Origin of the sequence: Micromonospora sp. NPDC005254 (assembly GCF_042872525.1) — a bacterium.
In the GTDB taxonomy this organism is placed as follows: domain Bacteria; phylum Actinomycetota; class Actinomycetes; order Mycobacteriales; family Micromonosporaceae; genus Micromonospora.
The window spans coordinates 636362-656389 of the sequence record NZ_JBIAKM010000001.1; the positions used below are offsets into that span (position 1 = coordinate 636362).

The 20028-nt window shown below is 71.5% G+C and carries 13 protein-coding genes and 2 pseudogenes; 10 read left to right on the top strand and 5 right to left on the bottom strand.

Annotated elements, in window-relative coordinates; all coding sequences use genetic code 11:
* Positions 1 to 61 precede the first annotated feature (61 nt).
* From groES to ACFYPR_RS03115, 3 genes are all read left to right on the top strand, one after another.
* Positions 62 to 376 carry a co-chaperone GroES gene (groES, locus tag ACFYPR_RS03105; RefSeq protein WP_030330046.1) on the top strand — a complete coding sequence of 105 codons (315 nt, stop codon included), beginning with the start codon at positions 62 to 64 and terminating at the stop codon, positions 374 to 376.
* Between the two features lie 70 nt (positions 377 to 446).
* On the top strand, positions 447 to 2087 hold the full coding sequence (gene groL, locus ACFYPR_RS03110) for a chaperonin GroEL (RefSeq protein WP_355068452.1): 1641 nt from the start codon (positions 447 to 449) through the stop codon (positions 2085 to 2087).
* 125 nt (positions 2088 to 2212) lie between these two features.
* On the top strand, positions 2213 to 3889 hold the full coding sequence (locus tag ACFYPR_RS03115; RefSeq protein WP_354855351.1) for a molybdopterin-dependent oxidoreductase: 1677 nt from the start codon (positions 2213 to 2215) through the stop codon (positions 3887 to 3889).
* Positions 3890 to 4044: 155 nt separating this feature from the next.
* Here the strand turns inward: ACFYPR_RS03115 and ACFYPR_RS03120 are convergent, their stop codons facing one another.
* A complete protein-coding gene (locus tag ACFYPR_RS03120; RefSeq protein WP_234589302.1) occupies positions 4045 to 4428 on the bottom strand; it encodes a WhiB family transcriptional regulator in 384 nt (127 codons plus the stop codon).
* 255 nt (positions 4429 to 4683) lie between these two features.
* Here ACFYPR_RS03120 and ACFYPR_RS03125 point away from each other — a divergent pair.
* Positions 4684 to 5227 (top strand): annotated as a pseudogene (locus tag ACFYPR_RS03125) (helix-turn-helix transcriptional regulator); the annotation flags it as partial.
* Between the two features lie 71 nt (positions 5228 to 5298).
* Positions 5299 to 5502: pseudogene (locus tag ACFYPR_RS03130) on the top strand (response regulator transcription factor); the annotation flags it as partial.
* A gap of 37 nt (positions 5503 to 5539) precedes the next feature.
* On the opposite strand, the gene ACFYPR_RS03135 reads toward ACFYPR_RS03130, so the two are convergent.
* Positions 5540 to 5959 (bottom strand): DUF5319 domain-containing protein, encoded by a 420-nt coding sequence (locus ACFYPR_RS03135; RefSeq protein ID WP_354855353.1) that lies wholly within the window; start codon positions 5957 to 5959, stop codon positions 5540 to 5542.
* A 186-nt stretch (positions 5960 to 6145) separates the two neighbouring features.
* Here ACFYPR_RS03135 and guaB point away from each other — a divergent pair, with 186 nt between their 5' ends.
* The gene (gene guaB, locus ACFYPR_RS03140) at positions 6146 to 7708 is read left to right on the top strand and encodes an IMP dehydrogenase (protein ID WP_354855354.1); all 1563 of its coding nucleotides are present in this window, start codon (positions 6146 to 6148) and stop codon (positions 7706 to 7708) included.
* 27 nt (positions 7709 to 7735) lie between these two features.
* On the top strand, positions 7736 to 8854 hold the full coding sequence (locus ACFYPR_RS03145; protein WP_354855355.1) for a GuaB3 family IMP dehydrogenase-related protein: 1119 nt from the start codon (positions 7736 to 7738) through the stop codon (positions 8852 to 8854).
* A gap of 90 nt (positions 8855 to 8944) precedes the next feature.
* Here the strand turns inward: ACFYPR_RS03145 and ACFYPR_RS03150 are convergent, their stop codons facing one another.
* Positions 8945 to 12262 (bottom strand): ThuA domain-containing protein, encoded by a 3318-nt coding sequence (locus ACFYPR_RS03150; protein ID WP_387258436.1) that lies wholly within the window; start codon positions 12260 to 12262, stop codon positions 8945 to 8947.
* A 214-nt stretch (positions 12263 to 12476) separates the two neighbouring features.
* Complete coding sequence (locus ACFYPR_RS03155; RefSeq protein ID WP_354855357.1) at positions 12477 to 13598, bottom strand: sugar phosphate isomerase/epimerase; 1122 nt, start codon at positions 13596 to 13598, stop codon at positions 12477 to 12479.
* Positions 13599 to 13991: 393 nt separating this feature from the next.
* Between ACFYPR_RS03155 and ACFYPR_RS03160 the strand changes: the two genes are divergently transcribed.
* Together ACFYPR_RS03160 and ACFYPR_RS03165 are read left to right on the top strand one after the other, a co-directional pair.
* On the top strand, positions 13992 to 15413 hold the full coding sequence (locus ACFYPR_RS03160; RefSeq protein WP_354855358.1) for a M1 family metallopeptidase: 1422 nt from the start codon (positions 13992 to 13994) through the stop codon (positions 15411 to 15413).
* Between the two features lie 107 nt (positions 15414 to 15520).
* Positions 15521 to 16981, top strand: coding sequence for a M1 family metallopeptidase (locus ACFYPR_RS03165; RefSeq protein ID WP_387258437.1), 1461 nt, complete (start codon positions 15521 to 15523; stop codon positions 16979 to 16981).
* 48 nt (positions 16982 to 17029) lie between these two features.
* Here ACFYPR_RS03165 and ACFYPR_RS03170 read toward each other — a convergent pair whose 3' ends face one another.
* Positions 17030 to 18154 (bottom strand): LCP family protein, encoded by a 1125-nt coding sequence (locus tag ACFYPR_RS03170; protein WP_387258439.1) that lies wholly within the window; start codon positions 18152 to 18154, stop codon positions 17030 to 17032.
* A gap of 145 nt (positions 18155 to 18299) precedes the next feature.
* Between ACFYPR_RS03170 and ACFYPR_RS03175 the strand changes: the two genes are divergently transcribed.
* Positions 18300 to 19997 carry an FAD-dependent oxidoreductase gene (locus ACFYPR_RS03175; RefSeq protein WP_387184342.1) on the top strand — a complete coding sequence of 566 codons (1698 nt, stop codon included), beginning with the start codon at positions 18300 to 18302 and terminating at the stop codon, positions 19995 to 19997.
* Positions 19998 to 20028 lie beyond the last annotated feature (31 nt).

Genomic DNA, 20028 nt, shown 5'->3' on the forward strand with positions numbered 1-20028 from the left:
GCAGATTGACGCTGGTCAGCCCCGCTGGCCGGCAACGAAACCAGTAGTACCCCAGGAGGGTATGCCCGTGACTACCGCGACCAAGGTTGCGATCAAGCCGCTCGAGGACCGCATCGTGGTCCAGGCGAACGAGGCTGAGACCACCACGGCGTCGGGCATCGTGATCCCCGACACCGCCAAGGAGAAGCCGCAGGAGGGCACCGTCCTCGCTGTGGGCCCGGGGCGCGTCGACGACAACGGCAACCGGGTTCCGGTTGACGTGCAGGTCGGCGACACCGTCCTCTACTCGAAGTACGGCGGCACCGAGGTCAAGTACGCCGGCGAGGAGTACCTGGTGCTCTCCGCCCGCGACGTCCTCGCGGTCATCGAGAAGTAAGCAACCGATCAGTGTCGCTGCCCCGGTCCGGCTCGCCGGGCCGGGGCAGCTTCGCTTCGAAGGGACATACATGGCGAAGATCCTGAGCTTCTCGGACGACGCCCGGCACCTGCTGGAGCACGGTGTCAACGCCCTCGCAGACGCGGTCAAGGTCACCCTCGGCCCGCGCGGGCGCAACGTCGTCCTGGACAAGAAATTCGGTGCGCCGACGATCACCAACGATGGTGTGACCATCGCCAAGGAGATCGAGCTCACCAACCCCTACGAGAACCTCGGCGCGCAGCTGGTCAAGGAGGTGGCGACCAAGACCAACGACGTCGCCGGCGACGGGACCACCACCGCGACCGTGCTGGCGCAGGCGATGGTCCGTGAGGGCCTGCGCAACGTGACCGCCGGGACCAACCCGGCCGGCCTCAAGCGGGGCATCGACGCGGCAGCCACCAAGATCTCCGAGGCGCTGCTCGGCCGCGCCGTTGAGGTCGCTGACAAGAAGTCGATCGCGAACGTGGCGACGATCTCGGCGCAGGACGCCACCATCGGCGAGCTGATCGCCGAGGCGATGGAGCGGGTCGGCCGCGACGGTGTCATCACCGTCGAGGAGGGCTCGATGCTCACCACCGAGCTGGACGTGACCGAGGGTCTCCAGTTCGACAAGGGCTTCATCTCGCCGAACTTCGTCACCGACCTGGAGGGTCAGGAGTCCGTCCTGGAGGACGCGTACATCCTGGTCACCACCCAGAAGATCTCGGCGATCGAGGAGCTGCTGCCGCTGCTGGAGAAGGTCCTGCAGAACAGCAAGCCGCTGCTGATCATCGCCGAGGACGTGGACGGTCAGGCGCTCTCCACCCTGGTGGTCAACTCGCTGCGCAAGACCCTCAAGGTCTGCGCGGTCAAGGCCCCGGGCTTCGGCGACCGGCGCAAGGCCATGCTCCAGGACATCGCGATCTCCACCGGCGCCGAGCTGGTCGCTCCGGAGCTGGGCTACAAGCTCGACCAGGTCGGCCTGGAGGTGCTCGGCAGCGCCCGGCGCGTCGTGGTCGACAAGGAGAACACCACGATCGTCGACGGCGGCGGCCAGAAGGCCGACGTCGACGACCGGGTCTCCCAGATCCGCAAGGAGATCGAGGCCTCCGACTCCGACTGGGACCGGGAGAAGCTGGCCGAGCGGCTGGCGAAGCTCTCCGGCGGCATCGCCGTGATCAAGGTGGGTGCGGCGACCGAGGTCGAGATGAAGGAGCGCAAGCACCGCATCGAGGACGCCATCGCGGCGACCAAGGCCGCGGTCGAGGAGGGCACCGTGCCCGGCGGCGGCGCCGCCCTGGTGCAGATCCTTCCCGTGCTCGACGACGACCTGGGCTTCACCGGCGAGGAGAAGGTCGGCGTCTCGATCGTGCGCAAGGCGCTGGTCGAGCCGCTGCGCTGGATCGCGCAGAACGCCGGCCACGACGGCTACGTCGTGACGCAGAAGGTCGCCGACATGCAGTGGGGCCACGGCCTCGACGCCGCCACCGGCGAGTACGGCGACCTGGTCAAGGCCGGCATCATCGACCCGGTGAAGGTGACCCGCAACGCGGTCACCAACGCCGCCTCGATCGCCGGTCTGCTGCTCACCACCGAGAGCCTCGTGGTGGAGAAGCCGGAGCAGGCCGAGCCGGCCGCCGCCGGTGGGCACGGCCACGGCCACGGTCACCAGCACGGCCCGGGCTTCTGACCCGGTAGCGACACCCGCCCCGGGGCACACCGTCGTACGGCGGTGTGCCCCGGTTCGTCTCCGCGATCATTACCAAGCGCTGACATGGTTGGCGACCCGGCGGATTGATCGCGCACACTGGGCCGATGAGCACCACGTCGCGGCGGTACGCCGCGCTGGCCGGAGTGACCGCCGCCGCCGTCGCGATCGGGATCGCGGAGCCGGTGGCGGTGCTGACGGGCCCCCGGTCGGCGCCACTGGTCGCGGTGGGCGGGGTGGTCGTCGACGCCGTCCCCGAGCCGCTCAAGCAGTTCGCCATCGACGTCTTCGGCACCGCCGACAAGATCGCCCTGCTGATCGGAACGGCCCTGCTGCTGGGCGCCTTCGCCGCGCTGCTCGGAATGGTGGCGGTCCGCCGGCTGGCCCTGGGCCTGGCCGGCATCGCGGCGTTCGGCGTCGTCGGTGTGGCCGCCGCGCTGACCCGCCCCGGCGCGGACGTCTTCGACGCGCTGCCGTCGCTGGTCGGTGGCGGACTCGGCGCCCTGGTGCTCTGGCTGTTCATCGCCGGCCCGTTCGAGCTGGACCCCTGGCCCTGGACCTCACCCGCCACCTCCCGCCCGGCAACCCCGCCGGCTGCCGGTCCTGGTGAATGGCCGGTGTCGCCCGCCGGGCCGACGGAGGGCCTGCCGGTCCCGGTGACCCCCGCCGCCCCGCCGGTGCCGGTGACCCCGGCCGCGCCGGCCGCGACTGTCGATCCGGAGTCGCGCCGACGGTTCCTGACCGGCACCGGTGTGCTACTCGGCACGGCCGCCGTGGCCGGACTCGGCGGGCGCTGGCTGGCCGGGCGGCGCGGCGTGTCCGCCGCCCGGGACGCGATCCGGCTGCCCGCGCCGGTCGCCCCCGCACCGGCCGTGCCGGCGGGCGCGGACCTGTCGCTGGCCCAGCTCGCGCCGTACGTCACCCCGAATCTCGGGTTCTACCGGATCGACACCGCCCTGGTGGTGCCGCAGGTGGACCCGGAGACCTGGCGGCTGCGCATCCATGGCCGGGTGGGCACCGAGCGCACCTACAGCTACGCCGATCTGCTGGCCCGGCCGTTGGTCGAGCGGTACGTCACGCTGGCCTGCGTCTCGAACGAGGTCGGTGGGGACCTGATCGGCAACGCCCGCTGGCTGGGCGTACCCCTGCGGGAGCTGCTGGACGAGGTGCAGCCGGAGGAGGACGCCGACCAGGTCGTCGGCCGGTCGGTCGACGGTTGGACCTGTGGCACCCCCACCGCCGCGCTCCGCGACGGACGCGACGCGCTGCTGGCGATCGGCATGAACGGCGAGCCGCTGCCGGTCGAGCACGGGTTCCCGGTCCGGATGGTGGTGCCGGGCCTCTACGGCTACGTGTCGGCCTGCAAGTGGGTGACCGAGCTGGAGCTGACCCGGTTCGCCGACTTCGACGCGTACTGGGTGCCGCGTGGTTGGTCCGCCCAGGGCCCGATCAAGACCCAGTCGCGCATCGACGCGCCGCGACGGCGCAACCGGTTGACCGCCGGTCCGGTGACGGTGGCCGGTGTGGCCTGGGCGCAGCACCGGGGCGTTCGCCGGGTCGAGGTACGCGTCGACGACGGCCCCTGGCAGGAGGCGCAGCTGGCCCCGACGGTGTCGGTGGACACCTGGATGCAGTGGTCCTGGCGCTGGGACGCCACGCCGGGCGAGCACCGGCTCCAGGTCCGGGCAACGGACGCGACAGGCGAAACCCAGACCGAGCGCACGCAGAGCGTCGCCCCGGACGGCGCCACCGGCTGGCACACCGTCCCAGTCAACGTCCACTAACCCCCACCCCGCCCCTGGTGATCATGAAGTTATTGCCCCGATCGACGGCGTGTCGGGGCAATAACTTCATGATCGACGGGGGAGGGGGCAGGCGCGCGGAACCGCGCTCCCGCTGGGCGGGGGCGCGGTTCGCGGTGTTCGGGGTGGGTGCCGGGTCAGGCGACGTTGCGCTGGGCCGGGACCGTCGACTTGTGCGGGCGGCCCAGTCGCGCCTCCAGGCGGGCGACGTCGACCCGGATCTGCCTGCGGTCGGCCAGGTCCTCCCAGCCGACGGCGAGCAGGCGCAGCCGCTCCGACTCGCTGAAGCCGCCCCAGACGCCGTACGGCTCGCGGACCGACAGGGCGTGCGCGGCGCACTCGGCGCGGACCGGGCAGGCCCGGCAGACCGACTTGGCGGCGGACTCCCTGCGCAGCCGGGAGGAGCCCCGCTCCCCGTCCGGGTGGAAGAACTGGGCGCTGTCCCGGCCCCGGCAGGCACCGAGCCGCTGCCAGTCCCAGAGATCGACGATGGGTCCGGGCAGTCTACGTACGTTCGACATCAGCACCCCTCCTCCCGCGCGGCACCGCGAGACTCTTGTGGCCGGCTTCCGGGCGGCGGGCCGCGCAGGCGCACCGTTCCCGGCCTGGACCTCCCGGTACCCGGGCTGCCGCCGGCTCACACGTGTGTGATCCAAAACGTCTGGCAACTCGCGGCTTTTGCCCTATCTGTCGGAAAAGTTCAGATGATTGCCGGGAACCCCCTCCCCAGCCGACGCCGTCATGGTCTGCTCGTGTGCGGAGAGGAGACCACCACAGTGCGTACCGTTCTTGTGTGCGTTCGGACACCGCTCGCGGCTCAGCACCTCACTTCTGCTGCCGCGCGGCTGGGGTTGTCCGCGATCGTCCGTACCGCCGTCTCCGATCCCGAGGTGATGCTGCGACTCGCCGAGCGCCCGGCCGACGTGGTCCTGGCCGACACGGCTCTCACCCGGCCGGACAGCGCGGGTTTCGTCCGCCGGGTGCTGGCCCGCGCGCCGCAGGCCGCGGTCCTGCTGCTCGGCGCCGAGGAGTCCGAGGCCGCCGCCGCCACCATCAGCGCTGGCGCCCGGGGTCTCATCCAGAACGCCGACCACGACCTGACCAGCGCGGTCGCCAAGGCCCTGCTGCTGCTCACCGCACCCGGCCGAGCCTCCCGGCAGCGGGTCACCGACCCGGCCCGGGACACCGCGGCGGTCGGTGGGTCGGGCCGCTCCGCGCCATCGGTACGCGGCTCCGCCGAACCCGGCTGGACGGCCGTGCCCGGCGACGGGTCGCCGGGCATGCCGTCGGTGCCGGTGCAGCGGGGTGACGACGAGGTCGAGTCGGCGACCGACGGGTCGGCAGCCGGCCAGACCGATCCGACCCGGCCCGCCCCGAGCGCCCGCCCCAACCGGGCGTCGATCGGGCTCACCGAACGGGAACTCCAGGTGCTGCTGGGCATGGCCGAGGGCAAGAGCAACGCGGAGATCGGCCGGGAACTGTTCGTGTCCGAGGACACCGTCAAGACCCATGCGCGACGGCTGTTCCGCAAGCTCGGCGCCCGGGACCGCGCCCACGCGGTCGCCGCCGGCTTTCGTGCCGGCCTGGTCTCCTGACCCACGCGGCCCCGCCCCCGGCGGGGTCAGCCAGCGGTCACTCGCCGGTGGTGGCGGTGCCCGGTTCGTCCTCGGTGCCCTCGGTCAGGGTGTCGTGCACCCCGTCGGCGTAACCACGGGCGTAGTCCCAGGTCACGTAGTGGTCCGGGTCCGGGTCGTACGCCGGCTCGTGCACCCGGGGCCGCCCCGAGTTGAGCAGGTGCCGCAGGTTGCCCCGCAGCAGGTCCCAGTCGAAGTAGTGCGGTTCCCGGCAGTCCTCGCATTCGATGACCAGCCCGCGCACCCCGATTGGCGCCAGCAGGGCCTGGTAGATCTCCAGGTCGGCGAGGTCCTCCAGCACATCCTGCCGCTCGACGTCGGTCAGCGGATCCGGCGTCGCGTCGTCGCCCGGGTCGTCCAGGCCTGCGGTCGGGTCGGCCGGGTCGCCGTTGAACGGGTCGATGGGCTCGTCGTGCACCCCCTCACCGTAGACCCAACGCGGCGCGAACGTCCGCCCCCCGGCACCGCGCCCACGCGGCCGCCGCCGACGGAGGTCGCCCAGGTCACTGGGTACGATAGGACGACGTGCCGGCACCGTGGCGTGCTCCGGTGCCCGCCCGCGCCACCTCGCTGAAGCCCATCCGAGCAGCTCAGGAGAGCAATCGTGGAAAATTCGCCCAGCACCGATCTTCCGGCCGGCGTCGAGCACGCCGATCTGGGCGGCCACCTGCCCGAGCTGCCCGCCGGCTCGGCCCGGGTCGTTCCGCTCGGGCTCACCTTCGATGACGTGCTGCTCCAGCCGGGCGAGTCGGACGTCGTCCCCAGCCGGGTCAACACCCGGACGAAGCTCACCCGCGGCATCGAACTGACCGTTCCGCTGCTCTCCAGCGCCATGGACACGGTCACCGAGGCGCGCATGGCGATCGCCATGGCCCGCCAGGGTGGCATCGGCGTGCTGCACCGCAACCTCTCCGTGGAGGACCAGGCCCTCCAGGTCGACCTGGTCAAGCGCTCCGAGTCCGGCATGATCACCAACCCGGTGACCGCCAGCCCGGACGACACCCTGCGCGAGGTCGACGAGCTGTGCGGGCGCTACCGCATCTCGGGTGTCCCGGTGGTGGACGGCGATGGCCAGCTGGTCGGCATCGTCACCAACCGCGACATGCGTTTCGTCTCCGAACCGAGCACCCCGGTCCGCGAGATCATGACCCGGACGCCGCTGGTCACCGCCACGGTCGGGGTGAGCAAGGACGACGCGCTGGCGCTGCTGCGTCGCCACAAGGTCGAGAAGCTGCCGATCGTGGACGACTCGGGTCGGCTGCGCGGGCTGATCACCGTGAAGGACTTCACCAAGAGCGAGCAGTACCCGAACGCCACCAAGGACGACGCGGGCCGGCTGCGGGTGGCCGCCGCCGTCGGTGTCGGCGAGGACTCGTACAAGCGGGCCCGCACGCTCGTCGACGCCGGCGTCGACGTGCTGATCGTGGACACGGCGCACGGGCACCAGCGGGCCGTGCTGGACATGGTCCGCCAGCTCAAGAAGGACGTCACGATCGACATCGTGGGCGGCAACGTGGCCACGTACGCCGGTGCGCGCGCGCTGGTCGAGGCCGGCGCCGACGGGATCAAGGTGGGTGTCGGCCCGGGCGCGATCTGCACGACCCGGATCGTGGCCGGAGTCGGCGTCCCGCAGATCACCGCGATCATGGAGGCGGCCCGTGCCGCCCGCCCGGCCGGCGTCCCGGTGATCGGCGACGGCGGCATCCAGTATTCGGGCGACATCGCCAAGGCCCTGGTCGCCGGCGCCGACACGGTGATGCTCGGCAGCCTGCTGGCCGGCTGCGAGGAGAGCCCCGGCGAGCTGATCTTCATCAACGGCAAGCAGTACAAGGCGTACCGCGGGATGGGCTCGCTCGGCGCGATGCAGTCCCGGGGGCAGGCCAAGTCGTACTCGAAGGACCGGTACTTCCAGCAGGACGTGCTCGCCGAGGACAAGCTGGTCCCCGAGGGTGTCGAGGGGCAGGTGCCCTACCGGGGCCCGCTGTCTGCGGTCGCCCACCAGCTCACCGGCGGGCTGCGGGCCGCGATGGGGTACGTCGGCGCGGAGAGCATCCCCGAGCTGCACCGGCGTGGCCAGCTGATCCGGATCACGGCGGCGGGGCTCAAGGAGAGCCACCCGCACGACATCCAGATGACCGTCGAGGCGCCCAACTACCACTCCCGCTGACCATCCCCCAACAACCTGGAGTCCCCCATGCGTGACGTGGTCGAGATCGGGCTGGGCAAGACCGCGCAGCGCGGTTACCACCTGGACGACATCGCCATCGTGCCGAGCCGCCGGACCCGGGACGTCGACGACGTCTCGACCGCGTGGCAGCTCGACGCGTACCCGTTCGGCATCCCCTGTGTCGGGCACCCCTCGGACGCCACGATGAGCCCGTCCTCGGCGGTCCGGCTCGGTCAGCTCGGCGGTCTCGGCGTGCTCAACGTCGAGGGGCTGTGGACCCGCTACGAGAACCCGACGAAGGTGCTGGAGGAGCTGGCCGGCCTCGACGAGGACGCCCGCGCCACCAAGCGGCTCCAGGAGGTGTACGCCGAGCCGATCCGCCCGGACCTGATCGCCGAGCGGGTCCGCGAGCTGCGCGCCGGTGGCGGCACGGTGGCGGTGCGGGTCTCCCCGCAGCACACCCTGGCGCTGGCCCCGGTCATCCTGGACGCCGGAGTGGACATCCTGGTCATCCAGGGCACCATCGTGTCGGCCGAGCACGTGTCGACGACCGACGAGCCGCTGAACCTCAAGGAGTTCATCGCCGACCTCGACCTGCCGGTCATCGTCGGCGGCTGCACCGACTACAAGACGGCCCTGCACCTGATGCGTACCGGCGCGGCCGGCGTGATCGTCGGCATCGGCGGCGACGAGTGGTCGACGACCGAGTCGGTGCTGGGCATCCGGGTGCCGATGGCCACCGCGATCGCCGACGCCGCGGCGGCCCGTCGGGACTACCTCGACGAAACCGGCGGCCGGTACGTGCACCTGATCGCCGACGGCGACATCCAGACCTCCGGTGACATCGCCAAGGCCCTCGGCTGTGGCGCGGACGCGGTGATGCTCGGCGAGCCGTTGTCGCTCTGCGACGAGGCGCCCGCCGGCGGCGCCTGGTGGCACTCGGCGGCCAGCCACCCGTCGCTGCCCCGCGGGGCGTTCGAGGTCGCCGGTGAGCCGCTCGGGTCGATGGAGCAGCTGCTCTTCGGCCCGGCGGACGAGGCCGACGGTCAGCTCAACCTGTTCGGCGGGCTGCGCCGGGCGATGGCCAAGTGCGGCTACCGCGACCTCAAGGAGTTCCAGAAGGTCGGCCTGGTCCTCGACCGCTGACCTGCCGTTCAGACGCCGGAAGGCCGGCCCCGCCACGTTGCGGGGCCGGCCTCCGTCGTACCGAGGGCGTGCCGGGGGTGGGCCGGCTCGTCAGCCCTCGGTGAACTCGACCCAGTTCAGGTTGCCCAGGCCGCTGGTCGGACCGCCCGGTACGGCGGCGTAGACCAGGTAGAGCCGGTGCGCCCCGGCCGGCTGGTCCACCGGCACCGTCGTGCTGGTGAAGGCCGCGTTGCCGGTGGTCGCGTTCACCGTCGCGGTGGCGACGAGCGGGCCGGTGGGCGAGTCGAGCCGCAGCTCCACCGCCGCCCGGGGAGTGCCGGCGGTGGCCGCCGAGCCGCCGGAGTGCCGCAGGGTAACGCTGGACACCCCACCCAGGTTGATCGGGTCGAAGGCGATGTGGTCGCCCGGGTCGATCCCGCTGACGTGCTGCCCGCCGCCGGTGTCACCCGTGGTGGCGACCTCGACGCCCTGCTTCACCTGGGCGTACTCGGCCTGCTGCCGGGGTGTCTGGATGATCGCCTGGCCGACCGTGGTGAGGGGGGCCTGGCCGCCGCCACCGAGGTCGGTGTACGAGGCGCTGATCCCGCCGTACAGGTACCCGCCGGCGTGGTCACCGCCGTCGGCGGGGGTGGCGAGGGTGCCGGTGCAGCCGGTGGTGGAGCTGTCCGGGTGGCCGTGGCTGTCGTGGCCGAGGACGAAGGTCACGGTGACCCGCGCGCAGTCCACCGGCCCGTCCTCGGGGTCGGTCACCGTGACGGTGAACGGCACGCTCTCGCCCCAGGTGAAGAAGCTGCCGCTCACCGGGGAGGTGACGGTCACCGTGGGCGCGGTGTTGCCGACCACGATCTCCTTGGTGAGCACCGCGGTCTTCCCGCTGGAGTCGGTCACCGTCAGCTTCGCGGTGTACGTCCCGTTCGCGGTGTAGGTGAACGACGGGCTCGGGTCGGCCGAGTCGACAGTGCCGTCGCTGGTGAAGTCCCAGGCGTACGAGATGGACTCGCCCGGGTCCGGGTCGTAGCTGCCGGCCGAGGAGAACCGCACCGTCAGCGGTGCCGTCCCGGAGGTCGGTGTGGCGTCGAGCTTCGCCACCGGCGACCGCTTGCCCTTGACGTAGCGGATCACCGAGAGCTGGGCGTCGGGGTTGGCCCGGAAGAAGCCGTCGCCGTACTCCAGCAGGTAGAGCGAGCCGTCGGGGCCGAACTCCATGTCCATCGGGTTGTCGAACACGACGCCCGGCAGGAACTGCTCCACGCCGGTCAGGGTGCCCTTGCCGTCGGTGCGCATCATGAAGATCTTGTCGCGGGTGAACTCACCGAAGACCACTGCGTTCTGGTAGTACTCGGGGAACTTCACCTCGGAGGTCGACGCCGGGTCGTACGAGTAGATCGGGCCGCCCATCGGGCCGACGCCGCCGGTGCCGATGACCGGCCATGTGAAGTCGCAGCCGACCGGCGGGGTCTCCAGGTACGACCCGGCACACGGGGTGCGCCCGTCGAAGGTGTACCAGAACTGCGGCTGCTCGACCTTCGGCAGCACCCGCAGGCCGGTGTTGCGGGGTGAGTCGTTGACCGGGGCGCCGCAGTTGAACGGGGCGCCGGAGGTCCGGGTGACGAAGTCGTAGTCGATGTACGGCAGGCTGGGCGAGTAGCAGTACGGCCAGCCGTAGTTGCCGGCCTTGTTGGTGGCGAACCAGCGGCCGGTGCCGTCCGGGCCGCGGGTGGCGCTGGGTACGCGGGAGTCCGGCGAGTAGTCGCCCACGTAGACCATGCCCTTGGCGTCCACGTCGTACCGGAACGGGTTGCGCAGCCCCATCAGGAAGATCTCCGGCCGCGTCTTCCCGGCGGTGTCCTGCTCCTCGGGGAAGAGGTTGCCCTTGGGAACGGTGTACGTGCCGTTGGCCCGCACCTTGATCCGCAGCAGCTTGCCGCGCAGGTCGTTGGTGTTGGCGGCGGAGCGCTGCGCGTCGTAGCCGGGGCCCTGCGTCGGTGACTCGTTGATCGGGGTGTAGCCGTCGGAGCCGCCGGCGTTGGTGTCATCCCCGGTGATCAGGTAGAGCAGCCCCTTGCCGTCGAACTTGACCTCACCGGCCACGTGGCAGCAGATGCCACGGTCGGTGTCGACCCGAAGGATCTGCTGCTCGGTGCTCATGTCCAGGTGCGGGGTGGGGGAGTCCACCAGCTTCACCCGGGAGAGCTGGTTGTAGCCCTTGAATTTGTCCCACACGGTCGGGTCGGTGGAGGTGACCGGCGCGTCGCCCTCGTTGACGCCGGGGGTGGCCGGGTTGTCGACCGGGGTGTTCAGCTTCGGGGCGTAGTAGATGTAGACCCACCTGTTGGTCGCGAAGTCCGGGTCGATCGCCACCGACTGGAGGCCGTCCTCGTCGTGCTGGTACACGTCGACGGTGGTGATCACCGGGCTGGCGCCGGTGGCCGGGTCGTAGAGCCGGACCTCGCCGCCGCGGGTGTTGTGCAGCACCCGGCCGTCCGGCAGCACGGCCAGCGACATCGGCTCGCCTGGGTCGTCGTTGAGGGTGACCTTCTCGTAGTTGCCGAGCACGGTGGCGCCGCAGTCGCCCTCGACCACACCGGCGGACCACCGGATGCCGCCGAGCAGGTGCTCACGGAACTTCGCCGAGCGGTACGTCTCGATGCTGTGCCCGAGGCCGGTGTAGAAGGAACGGCCGCCCTGATAGTCCTTGCACCAGGTGACCGGGTGGTCGTACCCCATCGTGCCGCCGGTGTAGGTCTTCTCGTCCACGGTGGCCAGCACGTGCGCGGCGCCCCGGACGTTGCGGTCGAAGTTGTACCACTCCTCGGTGAGGGTGAGCGTGCGGGGCAGCGTCTCGGACGCCGGGTGGGCGCGGTCGGCCACGTCCACCACGCCGCGGCCGACCGGCGAGGCGGCGGCCGCCTTCGCGCCGACGAGGTTCTGGTAGAAGGCCCAGTCCGGCTCGGTCTCCGCCGCCGCGTGGACGCCCACGTAGCCGCCGCCCGCCTTGACGTACGCCTCGAAGGCCGCCTCCTGGCTGGCGTTGAGTACGTCGCCGGTGGTGTTGAGGAAGACCACCGCACGGTACTTCGCCAGCTCGGCGGCGGTGAACACGGCGGCGTCGCGGCTCACCGTGACGGTGAAGTGGTTCGCCTTGGCCAACTGCTGGATGGTGTCGACACCGTCGGTAATGGACGCCCGGCGCTCACCGGCGGTCTTGGTGAACACCAGCACCCGGTAGGTCTGCGGAGCGCGCACGGCGGCGCGGAGCGCGGCCGGTCCGTTCTCGACCACGGACGGCGCGATCGGGGGCGCGTCGTCGGCTGGTGCGGCGGTGGCGGGAACGGCGGAGGTGAGGGGGATGGTCAGGATGAGTCCAGCGGCGACGGCGAACCATCGTCGTCCGGTCGGTCGGGTCATCGTTCCTCCGGTGGTCGGCAGGCGCGTGGCATCCCCGGCCTGTTCGGGCCGGCAGCGCGACTGCGGTGGGGGATGGACCGGGCGCGTCCCGTCGCCGTACGGGAGGCGCGGGTGCGCAGGGCCGGTGCTCGACCGGCCCGTCACCACCTGCCGGCGGCTCGGCCGGCGGGGTGGGACGCGGCCGGCGTCGGACGGACGCCGGCCGCGCCGGAGGTCACTTCTTGAGGTAGATGGTCAGGTCCGACATGTTGCGGTAGCTGAGCGCCGCAAAGTCCAGCGACTGGGCCCGGTTGGCGGTGCCGCCGGGGGCGGTGTCCATCTCCCAGTTGGCGTGGTGGAAGTCCCGCTCGCCGATGGTCTGGAAGAACTGCTGGAAGTTGATGTCGCCCTCGCCGAGCGGGGTCATCTGGTGACCGTTGGGCACGCTGGTGTCCCGGTCGCCGTCCTTGGCGTGGAAGAGCGGGAACCGGGTGGTCCGGTCGGCCACGTTGAGGATCGGGTCGAACAGATCGGTCACCTCGCGTCCGGCCGGGTCGACGTACTTCTGGTGCTTGTAGCGGGCCACGTAGCCCCAGTAGATGTCGAACTCGAAGAAGACGTACCGGGGGTCGGTCCTGCCGAAGAAGTACTCCAGCCGCCGGATGCCCGACGAGCGGGTCGGGCGGCCCTGCGCGTCCAGCGGCCCGGAGTCGAGCAGGAAGCTGTACGCGACGTCGTGGTTGTGCGTGTAGAGGCGCATGCCCCGGGCGTGCGCCTGCCGGCCCAGCTCGTTCCAGGTGTCGGCGGCGGCGTCCCAGTCGGCCTTGTACGCGCTGTTGGTCGGGTCGCTTCCGGTGCCGATGTTCTTCATGCCGAGTTCCTCGGCGATGTCCAGCTGCTGCTGGAACGTGGCCGCCTGGATCGAGGCGTGCGTGCCGTTGGCGACCAGGCCGTTGTCGTCGAGGATCTTGCGAATCTCGGTCGGGGTGATCTGCCGGCCCAGGATCTCGGTGTTCTGGGTGTAGCCGGCGAACTCGATCTCCTTGTACCCGATCTCGGCGAGCCGGGCGAGGACACGCTCGAAGCCGTACGGCACGCCGCTGTCGTCGGGGGCGGCGGTGATCCGGTCCCGGACGCTGTAGAGGATGATGCCGCGGTTCTTCGACGGAATCAGCGGCTCGACCCGCAGCTTGCTCTTGCCCTTGTCCTTGGGGTGGGCGAGCGCGGGGGTGCCGGTGGCGAGGACCGGCAGGCCGGCGGCGCCGAGCGCGGCGGCGGCTCCGGCCGACGCGGCAAGCAGGGAGCGGCGGCTGAGCCGACCGGCAGATGAGGCGTTGGGTGCGGTGTGATCTGGCATTGTTCCACCTTTCGCGACGGTGGTGGCCGTCGATGACGATCAGCAGAGGTGCGACGAGGGGTCAGGTCGCGGGCGCCGCCGAGCGCCCGATCCGCGTCCCGGTGAAGCCGAGGGCGTGCCCGGGTACCGCGAGTCGAAGGGGCAGTTTCCACGCCGTCGCTGCGGCGTGGTGGTGCGGGACGCCGGTCCCGTCCATGGACACGATCGGCTTGAATGTTCCGAGCGCGTTACATCTTGGAGACAGACACTAACGTCGGTCGAAGCCAAAAGAAAGCATCGATCCGCACGAACTTTTGTTTGTTTAAGCGAAAGTAACCGATGATCGTCAATATGCGCGTCGGGTCCGATGACGCTGGCTACGCTCGTCGTGACCGAGGGACGAAGGAGTCGTGCATGGTCCTGACCGGACGCACACCGTCCCGCAGGCTGGCCGCCGCCCTCACGGTGCTGAGCTGCGCCGTCACGCTGACCGCCGCCGGGTGCACGGGCGACGACGACGGCGGGTTCCGACCCGGCGCCGCGGACGTCGGCGACCCGTACGTGCCGGGCCATGGCAACGGCGGTTACGACGTCACGCACTACGGGCTGGACGTCCGCTACGACCCGAAGACCGACCGGCTCACCGGTCGGGCGACCATCACGGCGACGGCCACCCAGGATCTGTCCCGGTTCAACCTGGACCTGGTCGGCCTGGACGTCGGCGCGGTCACCGTCGCCGACGAGCGCGCCAAGCACCGCCGCGATGACGGCGAGCTGGTGGTCACCCCGCGCGACCGGCTTCCGCGCGGCCGGACCTTCACCGTGGCGGTCGACTACGCGGGAGTGCCCACCGCCGTGACCGACGGCGAGCTGGGCAGCGGCGGCTTCCTGCACACCGACGACGGGGCGATCGCTCTCGGTCAGCCCGACTCCGCGGCCACCTGGTTCCCGGTCAACGACCACCCGTCGGACAAGGCCAGCTACGACATCGCGGTGACCGTCCCGGACGGACTGTCCGCGCTGAGCAACGGGGTGCCCGGGCCGAAGAGCAGCGCCGACGGGTGGACCACCTGGCGCTGGTCGGAGCGCACCCCGATGGCGAGCTACCTGAGCACCCTCGTAATCGGAAACTATCGGGTGGTCAATGGCGAGCACGCCGGACGACCGCTGGTCACCGCGGTCGCGGCGAGCCTGCCGGCGAACGGTGGGGCGGCCGGCTCCCTGGCCCGCACCGGCGAGATCGTGGACTTCCTGGCCAGCCGCTTCGGCCCGTACCCGTTCGACTCGTACGGCGGGATCGTGGTCGCCGACGACCGGATCGGGTACGCGTTGGAGACCCAGTCCCGGCCGGTCTACGGGCCCGCCTTCTTCACCGACGACCATCCCAACCCCGGCGTGGTGGCACACGAGCTGGCCCACCAGTGGTTCGGCGACAGCGTTTCCCTGCACCGGTGGAGCGACATCTGGCTCAACGAGGGCTTCGCCAGCTACGCCGAGTGGCTGTGGGAGGAGCACGACGGCGGTCGGACCGCGCAGCGCAACTTCGAGCTGCAGTACGCGTCGACCGACTGGTCCCAGCCGTCGGTCGAGCCGGGACGGGAGCGGATGTTCGGCACCGCCGTCTACAAGCGCGGCGCGCTCGCCGTGCACGCGCTGCGCCGGACTGTCGGTGACGACACCTTCTTCCGCATCCTGCGTACCTGGACCACCGAGCGGGCGGGCGGCACCGCCACCACCTCGGACTTCGTGGCGCTGGCCGAGCGGGTGGCCGACCGGCAGCTACGGCCGCTCCTCGACGCGTGGCTGGTGGGCGGAGCGGCACCGACCCTGCCGTGACGGCCTCGTGATCATCTGTCGATAGGCTGCCGCCTGCGATCAGGCAGGAGCGCCGGTCGCGCGGGGTGGCCAGGCCCCCCGCACCGGGTGTACGGGGAGGGTTCGTGATGCGGGGAACGCGGCGCAGGCTGCGGGTGGGTGCCGGTCTGCTGGTGACCGGGGCGCTCGTGCTGTCCGGATGCGACTCGTCCACGAAGGAGGCCGCGGCCCCGACGCCGAGCGCGTCCCCGACGCCGTCGCGGACCTTCACCGCCGGGGCGGCCGGGCTCGGGGACGCGTACTTCCCGACGTACGGCAACGGCGGGTACGACGTCGGGAAGTACTCCGTGAAGGTGCGCTACGACCCGGCGAAGGACCGGCTGACCGGTACGGCAACCGTGCAGGCCACGGCGACGGCGGACCTGTCGACGTTCAACCTCGACCTGGCCGGTCTGACCGTCAAGACGGTCACCGTGGACGGCGCGCCGGCCACCTACACCCGGGACAAGAACGAGCTGGTGATCAAGCCGGCGGCCGGCCTGATCACGGGCAACGGTTTCGTCGCGGAGATCGTGTACGAGGGGGTGCCGAAGCCGCTGAAGAACGAGGTGCTCGGCGAGGGCGGGTTCCTGCACACCGCCGACGGCGCGATCGCGCTGGGCCAGCCGGAGTCGGCGAGCACCTGGTTCCCGGTCAACGACCACCCGTCCGACAAGGCCGCGTACGACTTCGAGGTCACCGTCCCGCAGGGCCTGACCGCCGTCAGCAACGGCGTGCCGGGCGGCAACACCACCACGGACGGCTGGACCACCTGGAAGTGGTCGGAGAAGTCGCCCATGGCCAGCTACCTGAGCACCGTGGTGATCGGCAAGTTCCGGATCACCACCGGCCAGCACAAGGGGAAGCCGGTCTACAGCGCCGTCACCACCAAGGTGGCCAAGGGCGCGTCGGACGCGTCGATCGCGCAGACCGTCAAGGTGGCCGACTACCTGGAGAGCGTCTTCGGGCCGTATCCGTTCGACGCGTACGGCGGTGTGGTCGTCTCGGACAGCCGGATCGGGTACGCGCTGGAGACGCAGAGCCGCCCGGTCTACTCCGCCGGCTTCTTCCGCCGTGGCGAGAACACCGAGGTGGTCGCCCACGAGCTGGCCCACCAGTGGTTCGGCGACAGCGTGGCGCTGGCCAAGTGGGAGGACATCTGGCTCAACGAGGGCTTCGCGACGTACGCGGAGTGGCTGTGGGCCGAGCACACCAAGCAGTACACCGCGAAGCAGGCGTTCGACATCCGCTACGAGCGGGTGCCGGCCGCGGTGTGGAAGACCCCGCCGGGCAAGCCGGGGGTGAAGGACCTGTTCAGCGAGTCGGTCTATCAGCGTGGCGGGATGACCCTGCACGCGCTGCGGGTGGCCGTCGGCGACAAGGCGTTCTTCCAGATCGTCAAGACCTGGGCGGCGGAGAAGCGCAACGGGACCGCCACCACCGCCGAGTTCGTGGCCCTCGCCGAGCGGATCTCCGGCAAGCAGCTCGACGCTCTCTTCGAGGCGTGGCTCAACGGCACCAAGAAGCCCGCCCAACCCAAGAAGCTCTAGGAAGGTGCCCCGGGGGCCTCGGTCGAGCCGAGGGCCCCGGGGCGCGGGTCAGGTCTTGACGACCAGCTTGGGGTGGGCCGCGAGGTACGCGTCCGCGTGGCCGGCCCGGAGTTCGGTGATGAACTTCCGGCCCTCGCTGGTGAGTTGTTCGCCCTGGTAGGCGCTGCCCTTGCCGACACCTGAGCCGGGCAGGCCGACCAGGACGAACTTGTTCTCCGGCACCCCGCTGAGCGCGTACGCCAGGTCGACGATCCGGTTGCCGCCCACGTAGATCAGGGTGTCGCCCAGCGCGGCGACCACCTGGTCGACGCGCTCCGGCTGCCGGGCCAGGCCCTCATCGAGGATCTTGCGGGTCAGCGCTCGGACGAGCTGCTGCTGGTGGCGCTGGCGGGCGTAGTCGCCGCCGGTGATGTAGCGCTGCCGCGCGTAGTCGAGGGCCTGCCACCCGTTGAGGTGCTGCTCGCCCTTCTCGTAGACCTGCTGCGGCCCGGTGTACCCGCCGGGGGCGCTGTCCCGGTACTTGCCGTCCGGCTTGCGGTGCAGGGAGGCGACCCGCTGGTCGACGTAGATGTCCACCCCGCCGAGGGCGTTCACGAGCCGGTCGAAACCGGCGAAGGTGAGCACCGCCCCGGCGTCGATCCGCAGCCCGGTGTATCCGCTCACCGTGCTGCGCAGCAGCTCGTACCCCTGGGCGGTGCTCGGCTGCTTGGGCTTGCCGGGCACCCGGCTGCCGAAGCTCATCGAGTGGGTGAGCTTGGTCTTGCCGCCCTTGTAGCCGGCCTTCGGGAACGCCGGAATGTCCACCAGCAGGTCGCGGGGGAGCGAGAAGAGGTACGCCCGGCCCAGCCCCTTCGGCACGTGCAGCACCAGCACGGCATCGGAGTGCGGCTCCCAGCCGGGAACGCTGACCCGGGTGTCCACCCCGACGAGCAGCAGCGTCAGCGGGCCAGTGATTTTCGCGCCCGGAGGCGGGCCGCTCGGGCTGGGCGTGGGGGTGGGCGTGCCGACCGACGACGGGCTCGGCGAGCCGGCCACCGGAGTGCCGGCGGGCGAGTCGCCGCCGGTCAGGCGGGTGATCACCACAGTGCCGCCGGCGATCAGCGCGACGACGGCGAGGGCGGCCAGCCCGAGCACCAGCCACCGCCGGCGCGGCTCCATCGACCCCAAGATCATCTTCGTTTCCTTCCACCCGTATCCGGCACAACGCTCCGACGGGTGCTCCGGGTTGCGGCCGGGAGGCGCCGGGTCGGTCGGCCGGTGCATGATCGCGCGAAAACTGCCGCTGGCGCGAGCGCTACTGACGGGTAATGATGCGTCCATGCGGTACGACGTGGTCGTCATCGGGTCCGGCTTCGGCGGCAGCGTCACGGCGCTCCGCCTGGCCGAGAAGGGTTACTCGGTCGGCGTCCTGGAGGCCGGCCGCCGCTTCGCCGACGACGAGTTCCCGCAGACGTCCTGGCGGGCCCGCCGGTTCCTGTGGGCGCCGAAGCTGGGCTGCTACGGCATCCAGCGGCTCACCCTGCTCCGCCCCGCCGAGCGGCGATCCGGCGGCGGCGTGCTCGTGCTCTCCGGCGCGGGAGTGGGCGGTGGCTCGCTGGTCTACGCGAACACCCTCTACGAGCCGCTGCCGGCGTTCTACACCGACCCGCAGTGGCGCGACATCACCGACTGGCGCGACGAGCTGGCCCGCCACTTCGACCAGGCGAAGCGGATGCTCGGCGTCACCACGTACCCGATGGACACCGGCGCGGACCGCGCCATGCGGGCGGTGGCCGACCGGATGGGGGTGGGCCACACCTTCCACGCCACCCCCGTCGGCGTGCACATCGGCCGCCCCGGCCAGCGCGTCGCCGACCCGTACTTCGGTGGCGTCGGCCCGGAGCGCACCGGCTGCCTGCACTGCGGCTCGTGCATGACCGGCTGCCGGCACGGGGCCAAGAACACGTTGGTCAAGAACTACCTGTGGCTCGCCGAGCGGCTGGGCGCCACCGTGCACCCGCTGACCACGGTGACGGCCGTCCGGCCGGCCGCCGACGGCGGGTACGAGGTGCACACCGAGCGCACCGGCGCCTGGCTGCGCCGACGGCGGCAGGTGATCCACGCCGACCAGGTGGTCTTCGCCGCCGGGGCGCTCGGCACCCAACGGCTGCTGCACGGCATGAAGACCGACGGCGCCCTGCCCCGGCTCTCACCCCGCCTCGGTGAGCTGACCCGGACCAACTCGGAGGCGATCCTGGGCGCCTCGGTGGACCACCGGCGGGCCCGGTCCGAGCGTCTGGACTTCACCGAGGGGGTGGCGATCACCAGCTCGTTCCACCCGGACCCGCAGACCCACATCGAGCCGGTCCGCTACGGGCGCGGCTCCAACGCCATGGGGCTGCTCCAGTCGCTGCTTGTCGACGGCGGCCCGCACCGGGTTCGGCGCTGGCTGGGCAGCATCGTCCGGCAGCCGGGGCTGGCCGCCCGGATGCTGTCCGTGCGCGGCTGGTCGGAGCGGACGGTGATCGCCCTGGTGATGCAGTCGGTGGACAACTCGCTGACCACCCGCTGGCGGCGCGGCGTGTTCGGTCGCCGGCTGGTCACCGCGCCCGGCCACGGCACCCCGAGCCCGACCTGGATCCCGGCCGGCAACACCGCGACCCGGCTGCTCGCCGAGGAGATCGGCGGTACGCCGGGCGGCTCGCTCACCGAGCCGTTCGACATCCCGATCACCGCGCACATCCTGGGCGGCGCGGTGATCGGCGCCACCGAGGCCGACGGGGTGATCGACCCCTGGCACCGGGTGTACGGCCACCCGGGGCTGCACGTGGTGGACGGCGCGGCCGTCTCGGCGAACCTGGGCGTGAACCCGTCCCTGACGATCACCGCACAGGCGGAACGGGCGATGTCCTTCTGGCCCAACCGGGGAGAGCCGGACCCTCGGCCCCCGCTCGGAGATCCGTACCGGCGGCTGCCTCCCGTACCCCCGCTGCACCCGGCGGTGCCGGCGGACGCCCCCGGCGCGCTGAAACCCTGACCCCGGCGGGCTGTGACCCTGACCCCGGCGG